Below are 23,265 nucleotides of genomic sequence, written 5' to 3'. Positions count from 1 at the left end.
GGCCGCCGGCCCGCTCTAAGCTCCAATTCCGTGCCGATGGACTGGGCCGCTTTCGGGGTCGACCTGCACCTGGAGCTGGACGCGACGGCCGGCCGCCGGGCCGGGCTGGAACGCGCGCTCCGGGAGGCGATCCGGGACGGGCGGCTGGCTCCGGCGACCCGGCTGCCCGCCACCCGCACGCTCGCCGCCGAGCTGGGCGTGTCCCGGGGCACGGTCAGCGCGGCGTACGACCAGCTGGTCGCCGAGGGCTGGCTGGTGGCCCGGGTGGGCGCCGGCACCGAGGTGAGCCCGCTGCTGCGCGCCGCGCCGCCGCCGGCCGCCGCCCCGACGGGCCCGGTCGCGCCCCGCTACGACCTGCGCCCGGGCAGCCCCGACGTGGCCGCCTTCCCGGTGACCGCCTGGCTGCGCGCCACCCGGCGGGCGCTGACCGCCGCCCCGGCGAGCGTCTACGGCTACGGCGACCCGCGCGGGCGGAGCGAGCTGCGCAGCGCGCTCGCCGGCTACCTGGGCCGGGCCCGGGGGGTGCTGGCCGATCCCGACCGGATCGTCGTCACCACCGGGTACGTGCAGGCACTGGCGCTGCTGGTCGGCGTGCTGCGCGACGCGGGCCGGCCGGTGCTGGCGATGGAGGACCCGGGGCTCGCCTTCCACCGGGAGGTGGTCCGCCGGCACGGCGGCACGGTGCTGCCGCTGCCGGTCGACGACCGCGGCGCCCGCACCGACCTGCTCGGCGCCGGCGAACTGGCCGGGGTGGCCGCCGCGGTGGTGACGCCGGCCCACCAGTACCCGACCGGGGTCACCCTGGCGCCCGAGCGCCGGCACGCGCTGACCCGCTGGGCGCGGGACCGGGACGCGCTGGTGGTCGAGGACGACTACGACGGCGAGTTCCGCTACGACCGGCAGCCGGTGGGTGCGGTGCAGGGCACGGCACCCGAGCAGGTGGCGTACGTGGGCACCGCCGCCAAGACCCTCGGCCCGGCGCTGCGGTTGGCCTGGCTGGTGCTGCCGGCCCGGCTGGTCGAGCCGGTGGTCGAGGCGAAACGGCACCTGGACCTGCACTCGGAGACGATCGGGCAACTGGCGCTCGCCGACCTGATCACCAGTCACGGCTACGACCGGCAGATCCGGGCGGTCCGCCGGCACTACCGCCGCCGCCGCGACCTGCTGCTCGACCGGCTCGACGCGGCCGGCGGGCGGTACCGGGTGGGCGGCGTCTCCGCCGGCCTGCACGCGTTGCTGCGCCTGCCGCCGGACGGGCCGGACGAGGCGGCGCTGCTCGCCGCGGCGGCACGGCGCGGGCTGGCCCTGGGCGGGCTGGCCGCTCACCGGCACCGCCCGGGCACCCACCCGCCGGGCCTGGTCGTCGGCTACGCCACCCCGCCCGGGCACGCCTACCCCGCCGCCCTGGACGCGCTGCTCGCCGTGCTGGGCGCCGCCGAGCCGGGCTGACCCGCCGCCGCCCGGGCGAGGTTCGCGGTCTCCTCGGCAGCCCCGGCCGACGGACCGGCCGACGAACCGGCCGCCGCTCCGGCGCCACCGGAGGCCGATCCCGGTTCGGTGGCGACGCTGACCGACGCGCCGGGCCGGCCCGGGCTGTCCGCGCCGGCGGCCGTCGACCGGTCGCCCGGCGTTGACCGCCGGCGGAGGGTGGCCACCGCTACCAGCAGAGCGGCGGTGACCAGGGCGGCGGCCACGGCGAAGGCGGTCCGGTAGCCGGCCGCGAGGGCGGCCGTCTCGGTCCAGCCGGCGACCCGCAGGCCGTCGGTGCGGGTGGCCGCCAGGGTGGCGAGCGCGGCCAGTCCGAGCGCGCCGCCGACCTGCTGGGTGGTGTTCGCCAGCCCCGACGCGAGCCCGGCGTCGGCCTCGCCGGCGCCGGCCATGGCCAGCGTCGTCACCGCGGGCAGGGTCAGCCCGCCGGCGGCGCCGAAGACCAGGATCGCCGGGAGCACGTCGACCGGGTAGCTGCCGTCGGCCGGCAACCGGGCCAGCAGCAGGAAGCCGACCACGGCGAGGGCCAGCCCGGTGAGCAGCACGGCCCGGGCGCCGAACCGGGCCACCAGCCGGCCGGCGAGGCCGAGCGAGACCACCGCGATCATCACCGGGGTGGGCAGGAAGGCCAGCCCGGTGGCGGCCGCGTCCAGGGCGAGGACCAGCTGAAGTTCCAGGGCGAGCAGGAACTGGAAGCCGAAGAACGCGGCGACCATGAGGAACTGGACCGTGTTCGCGGCGACCAGGTCGGGCGCGCGCAGCAGCCGGGGCGGCAGCAGCGGGGTGGCGGTCGCCCGCTGCCGGACGGCGAAGCCGCCGAGCAGGACGGCGGCGAGCCCGGCCGCGCCGAGCGTACGGGCCGAGGTCCAGCCGTGCTCGCCGGTGCCGACGATCGCCAGCACGGCGGCCATCAACCCGGCGGTGACCAGCACCGCGCCGAGCAGGTCCAGGCCGGCGCGCAGCCCGAGGCCCCGGTCCGGCGCGATCCGGCGCACCGCGGCGACCAGGATGACCAGCCCGATCGGCAGGTTGATCAGGAAGATCGCGGGCCAGCCGGCCAGGTCGGTGAGTACGCCGCCGGCCAGCATGCCGATCGACGAGCCGGCGGCCCCGGTGAAGCTGAAGACCGCGATCGCCCGGGCCCGCTCGCCCGGCTCCGGGAAGAGCCGGACGATCATGCCGAGGCTCACCGCCATGGTGAGCGCACCGCCGACCCCCTGGGCGAAGCGGGCGGTGACCAGCACCGCCGGCCCGGTCGCCACCGCGCAGAGCAGCGAGGCGAGGGTGAACAGCGCCACCCCGGCGAGGAAGACCTGGCGGCGGCCGAGCAGGTCGCCGAGGCGCCCGGCGAGCAGCAGCAGCCCGCCGAAGGCGACCAGGTAGGCGTTGACCACCCAGGCCAGCCCGGTGGCGGTGAAGCCGAGGTCGCGCTGGATCGCGGGAAGCGCCACCGCGACGATGCTGCCGTCCAGGATGATCATGAGGCTGCCGGCGCAGAGCACCAGCAGCGCCGGCCAGCGGGACGGAACGGTACGGGTCATCGAGAGCTCCCCTAGGTGCATGGTTTGTTACCGAAGCCATCCTCTGTGACCATGAGGCGGAGCGTAAGGAGGCACTTTGATGTCCCAGGGGAACAACGATGTGCCCGTGAGCGTCGACCGAGGCCAGGCGTGCGCCGGCGGCGACGCCCCGTTCACTCCCGGGCAGGCCCGGGCGTGCACCGTCCGCGAGGTGCTCGACCGGGTGGGCGGCAAGTGGAGCATCGGCATCCTGGTGGCCGCCTCCCAGGGCCCGGTGCGCTTCACCGAGCTGGAGCGCTGCGTGGAGGGGATCAGCCGGCGGATGCTCACGCTGACCCTGCGCAACCTGGAGCGGGACGGCCTGCTGCACCGCCGGGTGTACCCGACGGTGCCGCCGAAGGTGGAGTACACCGCCACCCCGATCGCCCTGGAGCTCTACGAGTCGCTGGTCACCCTGACCAACTGGGCGGAGCGGCACCGGACGGCGATCGCCGAGGCGCGGGCCGCGTACGACCGGGAGCACGGCACCCCGAGCTGAGCCGGCGCCGGCCGGCGGACCGAACCCGCCCGGCACCCGTTGCGGACTCCCTGTGGTGAACGCCACCGGATGGATCTGACCGATCGGTCAGCATCTGACCGATCGGTCAGGCATGCTGGTTCGGGGGGTGACCGGCATGGCACGGGTGGTACCGGAGACACGCGACGAGATCCTGGCCGCGGCGGCGCGGCGGTTCGCGGTCAGCGGCTACCGGGGCACCTCGCTGCAGGACATCGCCGGCGAGGTGGGCTGCTCCAAGGCCGCCGTGCTCTACCACTTCGCCAACAAGGACGCCATCCTCACCGAGCTGATGGCTCCGGCGATCGACGTCCTCCGGGCGCTCGACGAGCGGATCGCCGCGCACCACGGCGCGGCCGCCCAGCGGGTGGCCGCCGAGGGCTTCGTCGACCTCGCGGTCCGGTTCCGGCGCGAGATCGCCCTGCTCCGGGGGGAGTTCCCGGAGCTGCTCCAGCAGCCCGCCTTCGCGCACATCCAGCGGATCTCCGAGCGGCTGATCGAGGCGCTCGCCGGGCACCCGGAGCGCCCCGCCGCCCGGATCGCGGCGCTGGTGGTGCTCGCCGGCATCTCCGAAGCGTGCGGCGAGTTCGCCGACGTACCCGACGAGGAACTGCGCGACGCGCTGCTGGCACTCGTCCGGCGGGCGCTGGAGCCCGTCGACTGACTCGTTCCCAACCATCCACGAGACGAGGACAAGGAACTCATGGCCACCCTGCTCTACCGGCTCGGCCGGGGCTCGATGCGCCGGCGGCGACTCGTCGCGGCGATCTGGCTCGTCGTACTGGTCGGTCTCGGCCTGGCCGCCGCGACCCTGCGCGGCCCGATCGCCGACAACTTCACCATGCCCGGCACCGAGTCGCAGCGCGCCCTGGACCTCCTCGCCGAGCAGTTCCCGGAGGCCAGCGGCGCGACCGGCACGATCGCGGTCAAGGCACCGGCCGACGGCGCGCTCGGCAGTCCACAGGGGCAGGCCGTGGTGAAGGAGCTCACCCAGGAGGCCGCGACGCTGCCCGGCGTCGTCGGCGCCGTCGACCCGCTCCAGGTGGGGGCGGTGTCCCCGGACGGCCGGTACGCGCTGGTCCAGGTGCAGTTCGCCACCGGCGCCGACGAGGTGACCGACGCCCAGCGCGACGCGTACGAGCAGGTCGGCGCGCGGGCCGAGGCCCAGGGCTGGCAGGTCGCGCCCGGCGGCGAGGTGCTCAACGCCGTGCCGGAGGTCGGCTCGACCGAGGCGATCGGCGTGGCGATCGCCGCGATCGTCCTGGTGGTCACCTTCGGGTCGCTGGTGGCGGCCGGGATGACCATGCTCAACGCGCTGATCGGCGTGGGCGTCGGCATGGCGGGGCTCTTCACGCTCAGCAGCGTGGTCGACCTGACCAGCACGGCGCCGATCCTCGCCCTGATGCTCGGCCTCGCGGTCGGCATCGACTACTCGCTCTTCATCACCTCGCGCTACCGGCAGAACCTGCTCGAAGGGCTGCCGCCGGACGAGGCGGTCGGCCGCGCGGTGGGCACCGCCGGATCGGCCGTGCTCTTCGCCGGCGCCACCGTGGTCATCGCGCTCGCCGGCCTCGCCGTGGTGAACATCCCTTTCCTGACCGTCATGGGTCTGGCCGCCGCCGCCACGGTCACCGTCGCGGTGCTGGTCGCGATCACCCTCCAGCCCGCCCTGCTCGGCTTCGCCGGTCACCGGGTGCTCCCCCGCAAGCTGCGCGCCTCGGTGCCGGCCGGCGACCGGGCGGACGACGCCCCGACGGCCGTGCCGGCCGCCGAGGACCGCTCCGGCTTCGGGTTCCGCTGGGCGAGCGCCGTCACCCGGTTCCGGGTGCCGGTGATCCTGGTCGGGCTGCTCGGGCTGGGCCTGCTCGCGCTGCCCACACCGGACATGCGGCTGGCCCTGCCCGACGCGGGCACCGCGCCGGTCGGCTCGCCGGCCCGCACCTCGAACGACCTGATCACCGAGGGCTTCGGGCCGGGCTTCACCGGCCGGCTCGCGGTGGTGGTCGCCGGGGACAGCCCGCAGGCCACCTCGGCCGCGATCCCGCAGGTCACCGCGCTGCTCCAGCGCACCGACAACGTCCTCGCGGTGGCCCCGCCGCAGCTCAGCCCGGACGGCCGCACCGCGCTGCTCGGCGTGGTGCCGAAGACGGGCCCGACCGACGAGGCCACCGAGACCCTGGTCAACGACGTACGCGGCTCGGTCGGCCAGTTCCGCGACGTGGACGTGCTGCTGACCGGCGTGACCGCCATCGGCATCGACGTCTCCGAGAAGCTCTCCGACGCCCTGCCGGTCTACCTGCTGCTGGTGGTCGGGCTCTCGGTGCTGCTGCTGATGCTCGTCTTCCGCTCGCTGCTGGTGCCGGTCAAGGCCGCGCTGGGCTTCCTGCTCACGGTCGCCGCCACGTTCGGCATCACGGTGGCGGTGTTCCAGCAGGGCCACCTCGCCGACCTGGTCGGCCTGGACACCCCCGGTCCGCTGGTCAGCTTCCTGCCGATCCTGCTGATCGGCATCCTGTTCGGCCTGGCGATGGACTACGAGGTCTTCCTGGTCTCCCGGATGCGGGAGGACTTCGTGCACGGCGACACCGCGCAGCAGGCGACCATCAACGGGATGGGACACGGCGCCCGGGTGGTCACCGCGGCGGCGCTGATCATGATCTCCGTCTTCGGCGGCTTCGTGTTCCTCGACGACCCGGTGATCAAGTCGATGGGCTTCGCGCTCGCGATCGGTGTCGCCATCGACGCGTTCGTGGTGCGGATGACCATCGTGCCCGCGGTGATGTCGCTGCTGGGCCGGGGCGCCTGGTGGCTGCCGCGCTGGCTGGACAAGGCCCTGCCGAACGTCGACATCGAGGGCGAGGGCCTGCGCGCCCACCTGGCCGAGCCCGCCCCGGCCGCGCCGCGCGGCTGACCCCGCGCGGCCTCGCGCCGCCACCCACCGAAATGGCCACTCTTTCGCGGAAAGAGTGGCCATTTCGCGCCTCGACGCCACTCATTCAGTGAATCGGCGGCGCGAGGCCGGGTGCTCCCCGGGGATACGGCGGGTCGGGTGCTTCCGGGGATGCGGCGGCGCGGGGCCGCGTCCGGCGCGGGTGCGGGGTGACGACGGCGGGGGCGTCAGCCGCGGACGGCGCGTTCCAGCTCGGCCGGGGTGCCGGCCATGATGCTCCGGGCGTGCCGGGCCACCTGTTCCGCCGGCCAGTCCCACCAGGCGAGGTCGAGCAGCCGCCGTACGTCGTCCTCGTCGAAGCGCCGCCGGATCAGCCGCGCCGGGTTTCCGCCGACCACCGTGTACGGCTCGACGTCGGCGGTCACCACCGAGCCGGCCGCGATGATCGCCCCGTCGCCGATCCGGACCCCCGGCATTACCAGGCAGCCGTAGCCGAACCAGACGTCGTTGCCGACCACCGTGTCGCCCCGGCTCGGCATGCCCATGGCGAGGTCCAGCGTGGCGTCCCGCCAGGCGCCCTCGAACATGGCGAACGGGAAGGTGGAGACCCCGACCGTGGGGTGGGCGCCCCCGGCCATCAGGAACCGGGTGCCGGCGGCGATGGCGCAGTACCGCCCGATGACCAGCCGTTCCGGCCCGTACGCGTAGAGCACGTTGGTCCGCTCGAAGTCGTCCGGGCCGGCGGGGTCGTCGTAGTAGGTGTACTCCCCGACCTCGATCGTCGGCGAGCTGACCACGGGCTTGAGGAAGGCGACCCGGTCGAAGCCGGGCAGCGGGTGGCGGGTCATCGGGTTGGGGACGACGGTCATGCGACTCCTCTCCGCGCCGGGCGCGGCGTGGACATAAACGCAACTGATGTTGCGATAGCATCAGCATGCCATCGCTTCCGCCATAATGCAACTGGAGTTGCTTTTGTCTGCCGAACCCGCCCGCCCGGGCGATCCCAACGGCCGGCCCGGTGAACGACCCGCTCGCCCCGGCGGCCGTACCGCCCGGGTCCGCGCCGCCGTCCGTGCGGCGACCCTGGCCGAACTGGGCGAGAAGGGCTACCAGGGGCTGACCGTCGAGGCGGTCGCCGAACGCTCCGGCGTCCACAAGACCACCGTCTACCGGCGGTGGGGCAGCGTGGAGGGGCTGATCGCCGACGCCCTGGAGCTGGCCAGCGGCGAGCCGTGGCCGGTACCGGACACCGGTGACCTCGCCAGCGACCTGCGGGCGCTGACCCGGGAGGTGCTGGCCGGCTTCACCGATCCGGAGGCCGGGCCGGTCGCCACCGCCTTCGTCTCGGCGGCCGTGCAGAACCCGGCGGCCGCCCGGGCCCTGCACGCCTTCTTCGCCGCCCGGCACGAACAGTCCGCACCGGTGGTGCGGCGCGCGGTGGCGCGCGGCGAACTGCCCGCCGACACCGACGCCGCCGAGGTGGTGCGGGTGGCCGTCGCCCCGCTCTACTACCGGCTCTTCGTCAGTGGCGAGCCGATCGACACGGCGGTCGCCGACCGGGCCGCCGACGCGGCGCTGGCCGCCGCCCGGGCCGGCGCGCTGCGTACCGCGCCCCCACCGGCCGGGTCGGCAGCGGCGGGGTCGCCGGGGTAGTCGCGAGGGCTTCGAATCGGCGCGCTGCGCGCGGTGTCCCTCGGGCGCGAGCCGGGTCACCCGCCTCCCCGAGGGTGCGCCCGGGTGGTCGCGGAGGCCGGTCCGCGTCGCCGGCTCAGACGCCGGCCGGGTAGGTCTCCATCTCGCCCGGCGCGCTGAGCGCGGGCAGCGGGTGCAGGGCGGTCGCCTCGTCGCACCAGATGAACGCGTCGTACCGCTGACCCAGCCGGGTCGGCACGTAGTTGCCCCACGACTCGAAGGACGGGTCGTAGACCACCCCGATCGCCCGGTGGTCCACGGTGTCGGTGACCCACCCGGGCTGGTCGTCGCCGCCGAACACCAGCACCGCCCGCTCCGGCAGCAGCTCGTGCAGCCGCCGCTCGATCGATCCGGCGCGGGCCGGCGGCACCACCATCGCCTCGGCCGGCGAGCCCCACCGGGGCGCGGCGACCACGGTGCCCCGGTAGCTGCCGAAGCCGACCAGCACCACCGCGTCCGCGCCGTGTCGTTCCCGGCCCAGCTGCCCGATGTTGATCATCCCGTCGGTGGCCATGTCGGTGGCCCGGGCGTCGCCGACGTGGGTGTTGTGCGCCCAGACGATGCCCCGGGACTCCGGGCCGTAGCGGTCCAGCAGCCGGTCCAGGGTGTCCGCCATGTGGGTGTCCCGGACGTTCCACGACTCCGGCCCGCCGGCGACCATCGCCCGGTAGTAGCGCTCGGCGCCGGCCACCACCTCGGCGTTCTGCCAGGCCGAGAAGCTGTCCGCGCCGTCCGTGGCGGCCTGCTCCCGGGTCCGGGCCAGCAGCCGGACCACCTCGTCCTCGCACCGGGCGGAGACGAACCGGCTGGCCGCGCCGTACTCCTCGACCCGCTTGCCGTACGGCTCGAAGCAGCGGTACGCGTCCTGCGCCGCCTCCAGCGACGCCGGGTCCTCCTCGCCCAGGTAGTCGAAGATCGCCTGCATCGACTCCCACAGGCTGTAGACGTCGAGGCCGTGGAAGCCGGCCCGGGCCGGCTCGGGGCGCTCCAGGTTCCACGCCCGCAGCCAGCGGCAGAAGCGCGCCACCTCGGCGTTCGCCCACATCCAGGTCGGCCAGCGCTCGAAGCGTTCCAGCGCGGCCACCGGCTCGGCGGCGCCACCCGGCGCCGCGGTGACCGAGCGGTGCACCCGGTCGCAGTCCGGCCAGTCCCCCTCCACGGCCACGAAGGAGAACCCGCACTCGGCGATCAACCGCCGGGTGAGCTGCTCGCGGAGCCGGTAGTAGTCGTAACTGCCGTGGGTCGCCTCGCCGAGCATCACTATCCGGGCGTCCCGGACGCGTTCCAGCAACGGGTCGAAGTCGCTCGGCGCGCCGAGCCGCTGAACCAGCATGTCCGCGGCTACCCGGCGGGTCGGGCGGGCAAACCGCCCGTTCCGCCGCCCGGCCCGGTGGTGTGCCGGGCGGCTGGACGGGTAGCCGGCGGACATGACCGTCACCGGGGTGCAGTTGCAGGAGTACCTGGCCGGGCTCGACTACCCGGTCTCCCGTGAGGACCTGGTCCGCTGGGGTCAGGAGAACGGGGCCAGCACCGAGATGCTCCAGATGCTGCGGGCGCTGCCGGCCGAGCATTTCGACGACCCCGCCGAGCTCAGCGAGGCGCTGAACACGCTGGCCTGACGCCGGCCGGCCCCACGACGTGCCCGTGGGGCCGGCCGGGCCGCTGGTCAGCGCCGGTCAGCGCGCGTACAGCAGGCGGAACAGCACCAGCCACTGCTCCGGCCAGACGTGCCCGACCGGGGTGGCCGGGTCGAGCCGGGTCGCCCGCAGCGCGGCGGCCAGCCGGGCCCGCGGGTGGTGGCGCGCCAGCGAGGCCGCGAGCGAGCCGCCGACGCCGTCGAACCCGGTCGTCACCATCCGGCGGTACGCGGGCAGCGCGGCCGGCGGCAGCAGCGGTTCCGGCCGCCGCTCCAGCCGCAGGATGCCGGCGTCCACCCGCGGCACCGGCCGGAACGCGGTACGCGGCACCCGCCCGACCAGCCGCCACCCGAACTCGGGCCAGGTGAGCACGGTCAGCCGGGTCCACCGGCCGTAGTCGCCACTGCGCCGCCGGGCGTACTCCAGCTGGGTGAGCAGCGTCGCCGCGCGCAGCGTTGGGGCGGCCAGGCACCAGCGGACCACCGCCGAGGTGAGCGACCAGGGGATGTTGCCGACCACCTCGAACGGCTCCGGCGGCGGGTCGGTGGCCAGGAAGTCGGCCTGCCGGTAGGTCGCGGTGGGCAGCGCCGCGCAGACCGCGGCCAGGTCCGCACCGGCGACCGGATCCACCTCGTACGCGATCAGGCGTCGGCAGCGGGCGGCCAGCGGCCGGGTCAGCTGGCCGCGACCGGCGCCCACCTCCAGCACCAGCCGGTCGGGGTCGGGGCGGGCCGCCCGGACCAGCCGCGCGATCGCGGCCGGGTCGGCGAGGAAGTTCTGGGAGAGCACGCGACGGGACCGGTCGCGTTCGGTTGCTCGGGTACGGCGGGGCGCCACGGGTCGTCGTCCTGTCTGTCGCCGGTCGGCGACGGTACGGACAGGCGGACGCGAAAGCGGAGCCTGTCCGATCGGTCGGGGACTCGGACGGCCCTGGTGCGGTGAACGGGACGATTCGGCGCGAACAGCACGAACTCCCCGGGCGCTGCCCGGGACGGCAATCAGCCCCGGGCGGGCGGTCACTCACGGGCGGTGCCGGAGCGTGCGGCGGGGAGGGCAGATCAGGCGCGGGTCACGTCCCGGCCCACCAGGGCCGGACGCCGGACTCGCGGTCGGGCCGACAACAGCGGCCCGAAGGCGGCCGGCGTACCGACCCCCTCGATCAGCGCGTGCGCAGACATGCCCGCACCCTAACCCCACCCCACCTCCCCCGCCACCAACTTTCCCCCACCCCCCACCCCGTTGATCATGAAGTTATCCACGCGACACGCCGGCGCGGTCGACAACAACTTCATGATCAACAGATAGGGGCGGGGCGGACGGGGTCAGGCGGGGACGGTGATGGTGCAGGAGTTGCGGCGGGAGGTCTCGGCGGCGGTGAGGACGGCGACCACGTCGCGGCCGAACCGGACGTCGCAGCGGTGGTCCCGGGTGCCCGCCTCGATCTCCTCCAGCAACTGGTCGATGGCCACCCCGTACGCCTCCACCGCGCTCCCCTGCCCGGGCGGCAGCGTCTCGATGCCGTTCTCGCCGTAGAAGACGAACTCGCGGGTCATCGCCTCGGCCGGCGCCTCCAGGGTGAGCGAAACCGTGCTGGTCGCCCCGCCCGCGTGGGTGAGCAGCAGGTGCACGATGCCGCTCGGGCCGTCGGCGGCCGCCACCCGGTCCACCCGGCCGAGCACCGGCAGCAGGATCGACAGCGCGTGCGGGCCGATGTCCCACAGCGCGCCGTGCTCCCGCCGCCACAGCGACTCCCCGTACGGGCTGCCGGGCTGGTAGATCGAGGCGAACATGGTCGCCCGGGCGTGCTGCCAGCCGCCAGCCGCCGCCGTCGCGGCCAGGAACGCGGTGACGTTCGGGTGGTAGCGCTGGGTGAAGAACACCACCGAGGCCACGCCGGACTGCTGGGCGGCCTCGACCACCCGATCGGCGTCGGCCAGGGTGAGCGCGAGCGGCTTGTCCAGCAGCAGGTGCCGGCCGGCCCTGGCGGCCCGCGCCGCGATGTCGGCCTGTACGTCCGGCGGAAGGGCGACGGCGATCGCGTCACAGGCGTCGATCAGCGCGTCGACGTCGTCGAAGGTGGGCACCCCGAAGCGGCTCCCCAGGGCGGCGGCGTTGCCCGGGTTACGCCCCCAGACGCCGGCGAGGGTGGCCTTCGGGTGTGCGTCGAGCGCCGCGGCGTGCGTCTCCGCCGCCCAGTGACCGGTGCCGAACAAGCCGAACCGCAGCACGAGAACCCCCGGTGTCGTCGCCGGCCGCGGCGAGCCCCGCGGCCCTGATCCACGCTAGTCGCCGCGCCCACCGCCCGCCCCCTCGACACCCGCGCCGGACGGGCGACCGGGGCGGAAGCCAGTACTACACGGGTTAGTAGGCTGTCCCGGTGACCGAATCGAGCACCCACCGATGACCGCGGCCGCCGCGGCCGGCTCACCGGTGGACGGGATCCTCTCCACCGCCGCCATCGTGCTGTCGCTGCTCGTCGCGGCCTGGGCGCTGGTCGCGACGCTGCGGCACCGCGCGCCGGACCGCGTACAGCTGATCGGGCTGGCCGTGCTGGAGGTGGCGCTGCTGGCGCTGGCGGTGCTGGCGCTGGTCGCGCTCGGCGGCGGCGACCAGCCGGGCGAGCCCGGCGCGTTCGCCGGCTACCTGGTGACGCTGGTCTGCCTGCCGCCACTGGCCTGGGTGCTGGCCCGGATGGAGCCGACCCGCTGGGGGTCGGCGATCGTCTGCGCGGTCTGCCTGGTCACGCCGGTGGTGGTGGTCCGGCTCCAGCAGACCTGGGAGGTGCTCGGTGGCTGAGGCCCGCACGGCGAGCCGGAACCGCACCAACGCCGGCCCCGGCCGGCTGCTGATCGCTGTCTACCTGCTCTTCGCGATCGCCGCGACCAGCCGGGCCGGCTTGCAGATCGCCACGAAGTTCGGCGAGGCGCCGGTGGCGTACCTGCTCTCCGCGCTGGCCGCGCTGGTCTACATCGTGGCGGCGGTCGGGCTGGCCCGGGCCGGCGCCGGGGGCCGGCGGGTGGCGCTGGCCTGCTGCTCGGTGGAACTGGTCGGGGTGGTCGGCGTCGGCGTGCTCAGCCTGCTCGACCCGGAACTCTTCCCGGACGAGACGGTCTGGTCGCAGTTCGGCAGCGGCTACGGCTACATCCCGCTGGTGCTCCCGGTGCTCGGCCTGCTCTGGCTCTGGCGCACCCGCCACGACGCCGCCTGACCCGCAAGGAACACGATGGCCACGCTCTGCGGGAGAGCGTGGCCATTCGTGCAATCCGGCGGGATCAGTCCTTGGGGCCGCCGGCGACGTAGATGACCTGGCCGGAGACGAAGGACGCGCCCTCGCTGGCCAGGAACGAGATGGTGTGCGCTACGTCCTCGGGTCGACCGGTACGGCGGACCGGGATCTCGGCGGCGGCGTGCTGCTGGAGCGCCTCGAAGTCCACCTTCATCCGGGCCGCGGTGGCCGCGGTCATGTCGGTGACGATGAAGCCCGGCGCGACCGCGTTGACGGTCACCCCGAACGGGCCCAGCTCGATGGCCAGGGTCTTGGTGAAGCCCTGCAGGCCGGCCTTGGCGGCGGAGTAGTTCGCCTGCCCCCGGTTGCCCAGCGCCGAGGTGCTGGAGAGGTTGACGATCCGGCCCCACTTCCGCTCGACCATGTGCTTCTGGGTGGCCTGGCTGAACAGGAACGCGCCGCGCAGGTGCACGCCGATGACCGTGTCCCAGTCGCCGTCGCTCATCTTGAACAGCAGGTTGTCCCGGAGCACGCCGGCGTTGTTGACCAGCACGGTCGGCGCGCCCAGCTCGGCGGCGACCCGCTCGACGGCCGCCTCGACCTGCGCCCGGTCGGCCACGTCGGCGCCCACGCCGAGCGCCCGACCACCGGCGGCGGCGATGGCGTCGACCGTCTCCTTCGTCGCCGACTCCTCGATGTCGACCACGGCGACCGCCATCCCGTCGGCGGCCAGCCGGCGCGCGGTGGCCGCGCCGATACCGCGCGCGGCTCCGGTGACGATGGCGACGCGGGGCTCCTCCGACATGATTACCTCCCGGTAACTTGGGCTCGATCGAAGGAGCTTAACCCAGGCGTACGCAGCCGAACCCGGCCCGCTCGGCCGGGCCCGGTCGCCCTCAGAGGCCCCGACCGCGGCGCAGCCGGATCCAGCGGTAGCCGTAGCCGGCCAGCTTGAGCCGGTCGAGCTTGCCCACCGGCTGGTAGTTGCGGTCGGCGAGCACGTCGATCGGCAGGTCCGCCTCCTCGGCCAGCATGCCGAGGTCCACCTCCGCGTCGACGGTGCCGAGGTTGTGCAGGAAGACCATCGTCCCGGTCGGGCCGTCGGCCCGGTGCGCCAGCACCCCGGGCGGCATCGGCACGTCGATGTGGGTGGTCGAGCCGGAGCCGACCTCCGGGGCCTCCCGCAGCGTACGAACCATGCGCTCGAACCAGGCCAGCAGCGACTTCGGGTCGCTCCGCTGGGCGGTCACGTTGACCTGGTCGTAGCGGTAGTCGCCCTTGTCGATCACCGGGCGTACCAGCTTCTCCGGGTCGGCGGTCGAGAAGCCGGCGTTCGGCTGGTACGACCACTGCATCGGGGTCCGGATCGCCTCCCGGCCGGGCAGCGAGAGGTCCTCCCCCATGCCGATCTCCTCGCCGTAGCGCAGCACCGGGGTGCCGCGCAGCGAGAACTGGAGCGAGTACGCCAGCTCGATCCGGCGCCGGTCGTTGCCGAGCATCGGGGCGAGCCGGCGGCGGATGCCCCGGTCGTAGATCCGCATGTTCTCGTCCGGGCCGAACTCGGCGTACACCTGGTTGCGCTGCTCGGCGGTGAGCCGGGAGAGGTCGATCTCGTCGTGGTTGCGCAGGAAGGTGGCCCACTGCCCGCCCTCCGGCAGGGCCGGGGTGTCCCGCAGCGCCTCGATGATCGGCTCCGGGTCCTGCCGGGCCAGGGCCAGCATCAGCCGGCCGTTGAGCATGAAGTCGAAGAGCATGTGCAGCCGGTTCGCCGAGCCGCCGGAGTCGCCGAAGAAGGTCGGCAACTGGTCGGGCTCGACGTTCGCCTCGGCCAGCAGGACGGCGTCGCCACGGCGCCACTGCACGTGCTGGCGCAGCTCGGTAAGGAACTCGAAGTCCTTCGGCGAGTTCGGGTTGCCCGGCTCGGTGAGCTCGATGATGAACGGCACCGCGTCCATCCGGAAGCCGGAGACACCGAGCTGGAGCCAGAACGAGATGACCTTCTTGATCTCCTCGCGCACCCGCGGGTTGGCGAAGTTGAGGTCCGGCTGGAACTTGTAGAACCGGTGGTAGTACCAGGCCTTGGCGGTCTTGTCGTAGGTCCAGGTCTCGTTCTGCTCGCCGGGGAAGACCATGCCCTGGTGGCGGTCGTCCGGCTCGTGGTCGGACCAGACGTACCAGTCCCGGTACGGCGAGTCCGGCGAGGAACGGGCGGACTGGAACCACGGGTGCTGGTCCGAGGTGTGGTTCACCACCAGGTCGATGATCACCCGGATGCCGCGGTTCTGCGCCTGGTGCAGCAGCTCGGCGAAGTCGCCGAGGGTGCCGAACCGGGGGTCCACGTTGTAGAAGTCGGTGGCGTCGTAGCCGTCGTCCCGGTTGGGCGACGGGTGGATCGGGTGCAGCCACAGGCAGGTCACGCCGAGCCGGGCCAGGTAGTCCAGCCGGCCGAGCAGCCCCCGGATGTCGCCGACGCCGTCGCCGTCGGAGTCCGCGTACGTGTCGATGTCGAGGCAGTAGACGACCGCCTCCGAATACCACCGGTCAGCCATGCCTGGCTTATGTCTCCGGTCCCGGCTACCGGCAAACACCGCCGTCCGGTCCGTGGCCGGCCAACTGGTCGCCGAGCGGGCTACGTCGATAGAGGACGTGCCGTCCGTCGCGGGCCCGGTTGAGCAGCCCTGCCGCGTGGAGGACCTGCAGGTGCTGCGACACGGCGCTGGGCGTCACCGCGAGCCGGCGGGCGATCTCCACCGTCGGCAGCGGCTCGGCGAGGAGGCGGAGCAGTCGCGCCCTGGGTGTGCCGAGGAGCGACGTGAGCACGGTCGCGTCGGCGGCTGGCGGCGCCTGCCAGAGCGTCGCCACTCCCCGGCAGGGGTACGCCAGCAGAGGTGGTTCCTCCGGGCTGACCGGCGGGGCGGGCTTGTGGGAGAACACGGACGGCACCAGCAGCAGCCCTCGACCGGCCGCGACGACGCGGTGCCGGCCGATCATCCGGTCGATGTGCAGGACCCCGTCATGCCAGCGCAGGTTCGGGTGCATGTCGGCGAAGAGCAGCCGCGCGCCCCCCACGGCCAGTTGCCGGGCCCGGTAGGTCATGTCGGCTTCCAGCACGAGTCGCAGCTGCGGCCACGTCGGCCTGAGCGCGACGTCCCAGTAGCGCTGGAGGCGGTCGCAGATGGTGTCGCGGAGGGCCAGGACGGTGTCGGCGTCCGTCGCGGTGGCGTCACGGAGGACGGCCGGTAGCCGGCCGCGCGGGTACACGGCGCACAGGTCACGGCGAATGATGTCCGCGGGCGTCCGGCGTACGGCGGCCAGTTCCCGTTCGAAGGTGGCGGCGAACTCGGCCGGCCGGGGCGTGAGGAAGTCGGGAATGCCGCGGTCCGGCCCGACCAGGGAGATCAGCAGGTCGACGTCGGGCCTGGCGAGATTCCCGAGAACCGCTCGACGCCAGGGCAGGTGCAGCGCGTACAGGCCGGGCTCGCGGAGCACCCGGAGACTGAGCGCGGTCTCGTGCAGCGGTGAGATCGCGAACCGGGTGTTGGCGAGGTCCTCGACGCCGAGTTCAAAGCTGATCATTAAGCAGTACGCTACATCGTTTTTTCGCCGTCGGCCCGTGCCGTGGACTGTCGGCATGACACAGCTCGACATGACCGACCAGACCGACCGGCAACGCACAGCGATCGTGACCGGAGCGGCCCGCGGCATCGGCGCCGGAGTGGCCACGCGGCTGGCACGGGACGGCTTCCGGGTCGCGGTGGTCGACCTCCGCGAGGAGGATTGCGCCGACACCGTACGGGCCATCACCGGCACGGGCGGCACGGCGGCCGCCTTCGCCGCGGACGTGAACGACGAGACGGCCGTGGCGGCGGCCGTCGCCCGGATCGCCGCCGAACTGGGGCCGCCGACGGTGCTGGTCAACAACGCCGGTATCGGGGGCCCGAACGCCGGCGTCGAGGAGACGAGCACCGAGCAGTGGGACGCGGTCACGGGCGTCAGCCTGCGCGGGGCGTTCTTCCTCACCCGCGCCGTGACCCCCTACATGATGGCGGCCGGCTGGGGACGGATCGTCAACATGTCGAGCATCTCCGCGCTCGGCGACTCCGGCCGGGTGGACTACGCCGCCGCCAAGGCCGGTCTGATCGGCTTCACCAAGTCGCTCGCCCTGCGACTCGGCCGGCACGGCGTGACCGCCAACGCCATCGGCCCGGGCTTCGTGGTGAGCGACATGACGCGGGTGGCGGCGCAGCGGCGAGGCCGCACTTTCGAGGAGCACCAGCGGATCGTGGCGCAGACGATCCCGGTCGGCCGGGTCGGCCAGCCCGAGGACATCGCGCACGCCGCGTCGTTCCTGGTGAGCCCCGCGGCCGGATTCGTCTCCGGCCAGGTCATCTACGTGGCCGGCGGGCCGGTGGACTGACGTGGTGGATGGTCGGACATCCGTCCCCCTCATGAACCGCCGGCTGCTGTTGCTGCTCACCCTCGCCTGCGGGATCGCCGTCGGAAACGTCTACTTCCCGCAGACGATCAGCCCGCTGGTCGCCGCCGGTCTGCACGTCAGCCCCGCCTCGGCCGCCCTGGTGGTGACCGCGGCGCAGTTCGGCTACGCCGCCGGGATCTTCCTGCTGGTGCCGCTGGGCGACCGGATCCCGCACCGTCCGCTGATCCTCACCCTGCTCGGCATCACCGGACTGGCCCTGCTCGCCGCGAGCGCCGTACCCGCCCTGCCGCCGCTGGTCGGCGTGAGCGCCCTCGTCGGGGTCACGACAGTGGTCGCGCCGATCATCGGCCCGCTGGCGGCCAATCTGACCGCCGACGACAACCGCGGCGCGGTCAGCGGCATGCTGTTGAGCGGCTCGATCGGCGGCATGCTGCTGTCCCGTACCGTTGCGGGCACCATCAGCGACTGGTGGGGGTGGCGGGCCCCCTACCTGACGGCCGCGGCATCCGTGCTGCTCATCGCGGTGGCCATGGCCCGCGTACTGCCGACGACCCGACCGCCGTCCGGGCACCGCTATCCGGCCCTGCTGGCCGAGCCGCTGCGTCTGCTCCGCGTCGAGCCCGACCTGCGCCGCTCCTGCTTCTACCAGGCGACGATCTTCGCGGGCTTCTCCGCGGTCTGGACCACTGTCGCGCTGCTGCTGACCGGCCCGACGTACCGGCTCGGCGCCCCGGCGGTCGGGATGCTCGCCCTGGTCAACGCGGCGACGATGCTCAGCACCCCGGTGGCGGGACGCCAGGTCGACCGTCGGGGATCCGATGCGGTCAACCGGATCTGCATGCTCGGCGTCATCGCCTCGGCCGTCGTCCTCGCGTTCGGCGGGCTCGGCGGAGTCGGGGGCCTGGCGGCCCTGGTGCTGGGCACGTTGCTGCTCGACGTCAGCATGCAGTCCGGCATGGTCGCCAACCAGGTGCGGATCTACGCCCTGCGCTCGGACGCCCGTAGCCGGCTCAACACCGCCTACATGACCTGCGCCTACCTCGGGGGCAGTCTGGGCTCCTGGCTCGGAGCCCCCGCGTACGCCCGCTTCGGCTGGCTGGGCGTGTGCGGGGTCCTGACGCTCCTCGCCGTGGCGGCGCTGGCCCACCACCTGACGACAGCCCCCACCGCCGGCCGCCCTCGACCGCTCCCCCAGCGGCCGGCCGCCGCTGCCGTGCCCGGCTCGCCGCCGGTTGCCGAACTGCTTCCCGCCACGCGTCCAGCCCGCCGCCGGCGTCCGATCCGGGGACGTCGCCCGGACGGCCACCGGCGGTACCGTCACCGGCATGGGTGACGGGCTGCTGACGGTCGACTGGGCCGAGGGTGAGTGGTGGAACGAGCCACTGCGGGTCGAGGACGGGCCGGCGGGCGAGCTGCTGGTGGAGCCGGCCGAGGGCAGCGACCTGTGGCGGCACACCTCGTACGGCTTCGTGCACGACGACGCCCCGGCGCTGCTCGCCCCGTTCCCGGCCGGCAGCGCGGTCGAGGTGAGCTTCCGGCTCGACTACACCGAGCAGTTCGACCAGGCGGGCGTGCTGGTCCGGGTCGACGAGCGGACCTGGGTCAAGGCCGGCGTGGAGGTCAGCGACGGCCAACCGCAGGTCGGTGCGGTGGTCACCCGGGAGTTCTCCGACTGGTCGGTGGCGCCGGTGCTGGAGTGGGTCGGGCAGGAGATCACCGTCCGGGCCAGCCGGGCCTGGGACGCGCTGACCGTCCGGGCCCGGGCGGACGGGGAGCCGTGGCGGCTGGTCCGGCTCGCCCCGCTGGATCCGGCGGCGACGGCGACGGCGGGACCGTACTGCTGCGCGCCGACCCGGGCCGGGCTGCGGGTCCGGTTCACCGGCTGGCGTCGCGGCCCGGCGGACGCCGCGCTGCACCCGGAGTGAACCGGCGGCGGTGGGCGCGGTCACGGTGAGGTGTGACCACCGGGGCATCGGGTAGAGGAGTCAGATCCCCCTTCCCGGCCGGCGGAAAGGATCCCCATGGCACTCGCCGAGAACGTCGACCCGACCCGACTCGGCGGGCTCACCGGCTGGGTGGCGGGAATCATCGATGCGGCCGGCGCGCTCGGGGTGGCCCTGCTGGTCGCGCTGGAGAGCATCATCCCGCCGATCCCGAGCGAGATCGTCCTGGCGATGGCCGGCTACCTGGCCGGCGAGGGCCGGTTCAACGTGGTGCTGGTGGTGCTCGCCGCCACCGCCGGCTCGCTGCTGGGCGCGCTGGTGCTGTACTGGCTGGGCGCGGTGGTCGGCGAGGACCGGCTCAAGCGCTGGCTGGACCGGCTCCCCCTGGTCGACCTGGACGACCTGGAGAAGGCGGACCGCTGGTTCGAGCGGCGCGGCCGGTGGGCGGTCTTCTTCGGCCGGATGGTGCCGGTGGTCCGCAGCCTGGTCTCCATCCCCGCCGGGGCCAACCGGATGCCGCTGACCGAGTTCGCCGTGCTCACCACGCTGGGCAGCGGCATCTGGAACTCGCTCTTCGTCGGGCTCGGCTTCGCCCTCGGTTCCCGCTGGCAGCAGGTGGAGAAGTACAGCAACTGGTTCGACTACGGGATCATCGCCGTCTTCGTGGTCATGATCGCCTGGTGGGTGGTGAAGAAGACCCGGCGCCGCCGCTCCCGCCGCCCGCAGCACGCCGACGCCACCCGCTGAACCGGGTCGGCAGGCGGTGGCCGTCGACGCGGACGGCCCTGTGCTGCGGCCGGCCCGGCAGCAGGATGACGCGGTCGCGGTGTCCCGCGGCGACCGGAGACCCGGCCGCCGCGGGGCGCCACAACTGCCTGATCGCGCGAGCGAGCGTCAGGGCAGGGTGTCGAGGTGGGGAGCGACGGTACGGGCGAAGGCGTTGTTGTTGGTCACGTCCCAGTTGACCGACCAGGTCATCGCGCCGCGCAGGCCCGGGTAGGTGCGCGGCGGGCGGAAGCTGCCGCAGTTGGTGCCCCGGGACAGGCAGTCCAGCGCGGCGTTGACCACGCTCGGCGCGACGACGCCCCCGCCGGCCGCGCCCGGCCCGGCCGGCAGGCCCAGGCCCACCTGGTCCGGGCGCAGCCCGGCCTCCAACTGCATGCAGGCCAGCGCCACGATGAAGTTGACGGTGCCCTGGGCGTACGCGGCGTTGTTGTCGCAGCCGAGCATCGCCCCGGAGTTGTAGAACTGGGTGTTCACCACGGTGAGGATGTCCTTGATGTCCAGCGCCAGCTTGAAGTAGCTGGTGCCGGGCGACTGCATGTCGATGGTCTGTGGGGCCATCGCGATGATCAGGTTGGCGCCGACCCGCGACCGCAGCGAGCGCAGCGCCTGCGCCATGTAGGTCGGGTTGAGCCCGTTCTCCAGGTCGATGTCGACTCCGTCGAAGCCGTAACGCTGGATCAGCGCGTACACCGAGTCGCTGAAGGCGGCGGCGGAGGCCCCGTCGTTGACCGCCACCCGGCCGGTCTCGCCGCCGACCGAGATGATCACCTTCTTGCCCCGGCTCTGCAGCGTGCGCACGTCGGCGGAGAAGTCGGCGTCGGTGTAGCCGCCGAGCGCCGCCGACAGCCCGGGGTCGACCGCGAAGGTGACCGCGCCGGGCGTGGCGGTGGCCTCGGCGAAGGCGACCGCGACCAGGTCGTACTCGGCGGGCACGTCGCGCAGCCGTAGCTCGACCGCCGGATTGTCGAAGTTGTGCCAGTAGCCGGTGAGGATGTGCTTCGGCAGGCCGGTGGTCGGCGGCGGCGTGGTCGGGGGCGGCGTCGTCGGCGGCGGGGTGGTCGGCGGCGGGGTCGTGGTGGGTGGCGGGGTGGTCGGGGTGCCACCGCCGCACGGCGCGCCGTTGAGCAGGCAGTTGGTCGGGGCGCCCGGGCCGCTGCCCAGGAAGCCGAAGGAGACCGAGGCGCCGGGGGCGATGCTGCCGTTCCAGGACCGGTTGGTGAACGTGTGGCGCTGGCCGGAGGAGGTCAGCAGCGCGTCCCAGTAGCTGCCGACGGTGGTGCCGGCGGGCAGGTCGAAGCTGACGCTCCAGCCGTTGACGGTGGAGCCACCAGCGTTGGTGATGGTGTACTTCCCCTCCCAGCCCGAGCCCCAGTCGGACGTCTTCACGAAGCTGGCGGTGGCCCCGGCGGCGAACGCCGGCAGCGCCACCCACACCGCGCCCACCGCTGCCGTCAGCGCGGTGACCAGCGACAAGACCAGAGATCTGGAACGTTTCACGGCATCCTCCACACCCGGACGACATCCACAGCCATCGACGTTGGCGCTTATTATTAAGACTGTTAACTGTTGTTGTCCAGAGTGGTTTCCAGCCGGCGGGAGTGGGAGCACCGGGCCGGGCCCCATGCCATGGGCCCGGCCCGGTGCCGCTCAGCGGCGGAAGGTGAACCAGTTGACGTTGACGAAGTCGTTCGGCTGGCCGCTGCTGAAGGTCAGGTAGACGGTGCGCCGACCGGTGGGCCCGGCGACGTTGCCAGGGACGGAGCGCCAGCTCTGCCAGCCGCCGGTGTTGGCGATCGCGAAGCTGCCGATCGGCGGGCTGGTCGGGCTGTCCAGCCGGACCTCCACCAGGCCGCTCACGCCGGCGCCGGCGCCGGAGGCGACCCGGGCCAGGAAGTCGCGGGGCGGGGTGGCGCCGAACTCCACGTTGTCGAAGCGCACCCAGTCGCCGTTGCGCAGCGCGCCGATGTTCTGCCCGCCCTCGGCGCAGGCCTCGACGATGACGCCGTTCTGGGCGTTGAACGACTCCGCCTGGATGGCCGCGTACGCGTCCCGCGTACCGCCCGGCGGCGGGGTGGTCGGCGGTGTGGTGCCGCCACCACCGCGGCTGTAGACGGCGACGTAGTCGACCAGCATCGGCCGGCCCGGGACGGTGGCCGCGGTGGGCGTGGCGGAACCGGCCACCCCGTTCGGGAACGCGCCGCCCATGGCCACGTTGAGCAGCAGGAAGTAGCCGGCGTGGCTGGTCATCTGCGACCAGTACGGCTCGCCGACGCGGGACTGGCTCACGGTGTGGTAGAGCTGCCCGTCGACATACCAGCGCAGCTGCTGCGGGCTGACCGAGGCGTCCCACTCGAACCGGTAGGTGTGGAACGCCGACTGGCAGGTGCTGCCGGGGCAGGCCCGGGACGCGCCGATGCCGTTGAACTCGTCGCACGGCCCGCCCGGCGCGACGCCGCAGTGCAGCACCCCCCACACCGAGTTGATGCCGTTGACGTTCTCCATCACGTCGAACTCGCCGATCCCCGGCCAGTTCTGGTAGTTGCCCCGGTAGGGCGAGCCGAGCGCCCAGAACGCTGGCCAGTAGCCGGCCGCCGCGGCGCCGGTCACGTTGGGCATCTGGATCCGGCCCTCGATGGCCAGCACGCCCCCGGACGGCGGCTTGAAGTTGCTGCGGACGGTCTCGATGCGCGCGGACGTCCACCGGCCGGAGCCGTCCCGCAGCGGGGTGATCCGCAGGTTGCCGCCGCCGTCGTGGCTGACGTTGGCGGTGCTGTTCGTGTACGTCTGGATCTCACCGGTGCCCCAGTTGGGCGGCCCGCCGGGGTAGCTGGTGCCGGTGTCGATGATCCAGTTGCTGGCGGACGGCAGCGTGCCGGCCGCGCCGGTGAAGTCGTCGCTCCACACCAGACTCCACCCGGACGGTGGTGGCGGCACCGCGGCGTTAGCGGTCATGGTGACCCCGGCCAGGACGGTGGTGGTGGCGCTGAGCAGGGCCAACGCCAGCGGGAGCCGGCGTCGTACGGGCAGGGCGGCAGGAGCCGCCGGGGCAGGTCGCATGGGCGTGCCTCTCTGCGGGGACGGTCGAGAGA

General features: G+C 73.8%; 22 protein-coding genes. 12 read left to right on the top strand and 10 right to left on the bottom strand.

What is annotated here, in order from left to right; all coding sequences use genetic code 11:
- Positions 1 to 36: 36 nt before the first annotated feature.
- Entirely contained in the window at positions 37 to 1,449 is a 1,413-nt protein-coding gene (pdxR, locus tag GA0070609_RS01780) for a MocR-like pyridoxine biosynthesis transcription factor PdxR (RefSeq protein WP_088997428.1), read from the top strand.
- Here the strand turns inward: pdxR and GA0070609_RS01775 are convergent.
- On the bottom strand, positions 1,392 to 3,029 hold the full coding sequence (locus GA0070609_RS01775; RefSeq protein WP_231928497.1) for an MFS transporter: 1,638 nt from the start codon (positions 3,027 to 3,029) through the stop codon (positions 1,392 to 1,394). The genes pdxR and GA0070609_RS01775 overlap by 58 nt on opposite strands.
- A 79-nt stretch (positions 3,030 to 3,108) precedes the next feature.
- Here GA0070609_RS01775 and GA0070609_RS01770 point away from each other — a divergent pair, with 79 nt between their 5' ends.
- The 3 genes from GA0070609_RS01770 (at position 3,109) to GA0070609_RS01760 (ending at position 6,475) form a co-directional block, all read left to right on the top strand.
- Entirely contained in the window at positions 3,109 to 3,546 is a 438-nt protein-coding gene (locus GA0070609_RS01770) for a winged helix-turn-helix transcriptional regulator (protein ID WP_088992169.1), read from the top strand.
- Positions 3,547 to 3,682: 136 nt separating this feature from the next.
- Positions 3,683 to 4,228, top strand: a complete 546-nt coding sequence (locus tag GA0070609_RS01765; protein WP_088997427.1) for a TetR/AcrR family transcriptional regulator — start codon at positions 3,683 to 3,685, stop codon at positions 4,226 to 4,228.
- Between the two features lie 39 nt (positions 4,229 to 4,267).
- Positions 4,268 to 6,475 (top strand): MMPL family transporter, encoded by a 2,208-nt coding sequence (locus tag GA0070609_RS01760; RefSeq protein ID WP_088992168.1) that lies wholly within the window; start codon positions 4,268 to 4,270, stop codon positions 6,473 to 6,475.
- A gap of 206 nt (positions 6,476 to 6,681) precedes the next feature.
- On the opposite strand, the gene GA0070609_RS01755 is transcribed toward GA0070609_RS01760, so the two are convergent.
- Positions 6,682 to 7,323 (bottom strand): CatB-related O-acetyltransferase, encoded by a 642-nt coding sequence (locus GA0070609_RS01755; RefSeq protein WP_088992167.1) that lies wholly within the window; start codon positions 7,321 to 7,323, stop codon positions 6,682 to 6,684.
- A gap of 103 nt (positions 7,324 to 7,426) precedes the next feature.
- Between GA0070609_RS01755 and GA0070609_RS01750 the strand changes: the two genes are divergently transcribed.
- Positions 7,427 to 8,107: a TetR/AcrR family transcriptional regulator gene (locus GA0070609_RS01750; RefSeq protein WP_231928495.1), complete on the top strand. Its 681-nt coding sequence runs from the start codon at positions 7,427 to 7,429 to the stop codon at positions 8,105 to 8,107.
- A gap of 115 nt (positions 8,108 to 8,222) precedes the next feature.
- Here the strand turns inward: GA0070609_RS01750 and GA0070609_RS01745 are convergent, their stop codons facing one another.
- Positions 8,223 to 9,479, bottom strand: coding sequence for an erythromycin esterase family protein (locus tag GA0070609_RS01745; RefSeq protein ID WP_088992165.1), 1,257 nt, complete (start codon positions 9,477 to 9,479; stop codon positions 8,223 to 8,225).
- A 94-nt stretch (positions 9,480 to 9,573) separates the two neighbouring features.
- Between GA0070609_RS01745 and GA0070609_RS01740 the strand changes: the two genes are divergently transcribed.
- A complete protein-coding gene (locus GA0070609_RS01740; RefSeq protein ID WP_088992164.1) occupies positions 9,574 to 9,765 on the top strand; it encodes a DUF2795 domain-containing protein in 192 nt (63 codons plus the stop codon).
- A gap of 57 nt (positions 9,766 to 9,822) precedes the next feature.
- Here the strand turns inward: GA0070609_RS01740 and erm are convergent, their stop codons facing one another.
- On the bottom strand, positions 9,823 to 10,620 hold the full coding sequence (gene erm / locus GA0070609_RS01735; RefSeq protein WP_088992163.1) for an ErmE/ErmH/ErmO/ErmR family 23S rRNA (adenine(2058)-N(6))-methyltransferase: 798 nt from the start codon (positions 10,618 to 10,620) through the stop codon (positions 9,823 to 9,825).
- A 485-nt stretch (positions 10,621 to 11,105) separates the two neighbouring features.
- Positions 11,106 to 12,011 carry a Gfo/Idh/MocA family protein gene (locus GA0070609_RS01730; RefSeq protein WP_172899272.1) on the bottom strand — a complete coding sequence of 302 codons (906 nt, stop codon included), beginning with the start codon at positions 12,009 to 12,011 and terminating at the stop codon, positions 11,106 to 11,108.
- 172 nt (positions 12,012 to 12,183) lie between these two features.
- On the opposite strand from GA0070609_RS01730, the gene GA0070609_RS01725 reads away from it, so the two are divergent.
- Both GA0070609_RS01725 and GA0070609_RS01720 read left to right on the top strand, forming a co-directional pair.
- Positions 12,184 to 12,579, top strand: a complete 396-nt coding sequence (locus tag GA0070609_RS01725; RefSeq protein WP_088992162.1) for a hypothetical protein — start codon at positions 12,184 to 12,186, stop codon at positions 12,577 to 12,579.
- Positions 12,572 to 12,991 carry a hypothetical protein gene (locus tag GA0070609_RS01720; protein ID WP_088992161.1) on the top strand — a complete coding sequence of 140 codons (420 nt, stop codon included), beginning with the start codon at positions 12,572 to 12,574 and terminating at the stop codon, positions 12,989 to 12,991. The genes GA0070609_RS01725 and GA0070609_RS01720 overlap by 8 nt, the downstream gene beginning before the upstream one ends.
- A 64-nt stretch (positions 12,992 to 13,055) precedes the next feature.
- On the opposite strand, the gene fabG is transcribed toward GA0070609_RS01720, so the two are convergent.
- The 3 genes from fabG to GA0070609_RS01705 all read right to left on the bottom strand — a co-directional run bounded on the left by fabG (position 13,056) and on the right by GA0070609_RS01705 (position 16,585).
- Positions 13,056 to 13,814 carry a 3-oxoacyl-ACP reductase FabG gene (gene fabG, locus GA0070609_RS01715; protein ID WP_088992160.1) on the bottom strand — a complete coding sequence of 253 codons (759 nt, stop codon included), beginning with the start codon at positions 13,812 to 13,814 and terminating at the stop codon, positions 13,056 to 13,058.
- A gap of 91 nt (positions 13,815 to 13,905) precedes the next feature.
- Positions 13,906 to 15,558 carry an alpha-amylase family protein gene (locus GA0070609_RS01710; protein ID WP_088992159.1) on the bottom strand — a complete coding sequence of 551 codons (1,653 nt, stop codon included), beginning with the start codon at positions 15,556 to 15,558 and terminating at the stop codon, positions 13,906 to 13,908.
- Positions 15,559 to 15,583: 25 nt separating this feature from the next.
- The gene (locus GA0070609_RS01705) at positions 15,584 to 16,585 is read right to left on the bottom strand and encodes an ArsR/SmtB family transcription factor (protein WP_088992158.1); all 1,002 of its coding nucleotides are present in this window, start codon (positions 16,583 to 16,585) and stop codon (positions 15,584 to 15,586) included.
- A gap of 55 nt (positions 16,586 to 16,640) precedes the next feature.
- On the opposite strand from GA0070609_RS01705, the gene GA0070609_RS01700 reads away from it, so the two are divergent.
- The 4 genes from GA0070609_RS01700 to GA0070609_RS01685 all read left to right on the top strand — a co-directional run bounded on the left by GA0070609_RS01700 (position 16,641) and on the right by GA0070609_RS01685 (position 20,137).
- Positions 16,641 to 17,426, top strand: coding sequence for an SDR family NAD(P)-dependent oxidoreductase (locus GA0070609_RS01700; RefSeq protein WP_088992157.1), 786 nt, complete (start codon positions 16,641 to 16,643; stop codon positions 17,424 to 17,426).
- 31 nt (positions 17,427 to 17,457) lie between these two features.
- Complete coding sequence (locus GA0070609_RS01695; RefSeq protein WP_088992156.1) at positions 17,458 to 18,780, top strand: MFS transporter; 1,323 nt, start codon at positions 17,458 to 17,460, stop codon at positions 18,778 to 18,780.
- Entirely contained in the window at positions 18,773 to 19,372 is a 600-nt protein-coding gene (locus GA0070609_RS01690; protein ID WP_088992155.1) for a DUF1349 domain-containing protein, read from the top strand. Before GA0070609_RS01695 ends, GA0070609_RS01690 begins: the two co-directional genes overlap by 8 nt.
- A gap of 96 nt (positions 19,373 to 19,468) precedes the next feature.
- A complete protein-coding gene (locus GA0070609_RS01685) occupies positions 19,469 to 20,137 on the top strand; it encodes a DedA family protein (RefSeq protein WP_088992154.1) in 669 nt (222 codons plus the stop codon).
- Positions 20,138 to 20,284: 147 nt separating this feature from the next.
- On the opposite strand, the gene GA0070609_RS01680 is transcribed toward GA0070609_RS01685, so the two are convergent.
- Positions 20,285 to 21,673, bottom strand: coding sequence for a chitinase (locus tag GA0070609_RS01680; protein WP_088992153.1), 1,389 nt, complete (start codon positions 21,671 to 21,673; stop codon positions 20,285 to 20,287).
- A 150-nt stretch (positions 21,674 to 21,823) separates the two neighbouring features.
- On the bottom strand, positions 21,824 to 23,233 hold the full coding sequence (locus tag GA0070609_RS01675; protein WP_088992152.1) for a carbohydrate-binding protein: 1,410 nt from the start codon (positions 23,231 to 23,233) through the stop codon (positions 21,824 to 21,826).
- Positions 23,234 to 23,265: the final 32 nt, after the last annotated feature.

Source organism: Micromonospora echinaurantiaca (assembly GCF_900090235.1).
Classification (GTDB): Bacteria; Actinomycetota; Actinomycetes; order Mycobacteriales; family Micromonosporaceae; genus Micromonospora; species Micromonospora echinaurantiaca.
This window is presented reverse-complemented; position numbering and strand designations above follow the sequence as displayed.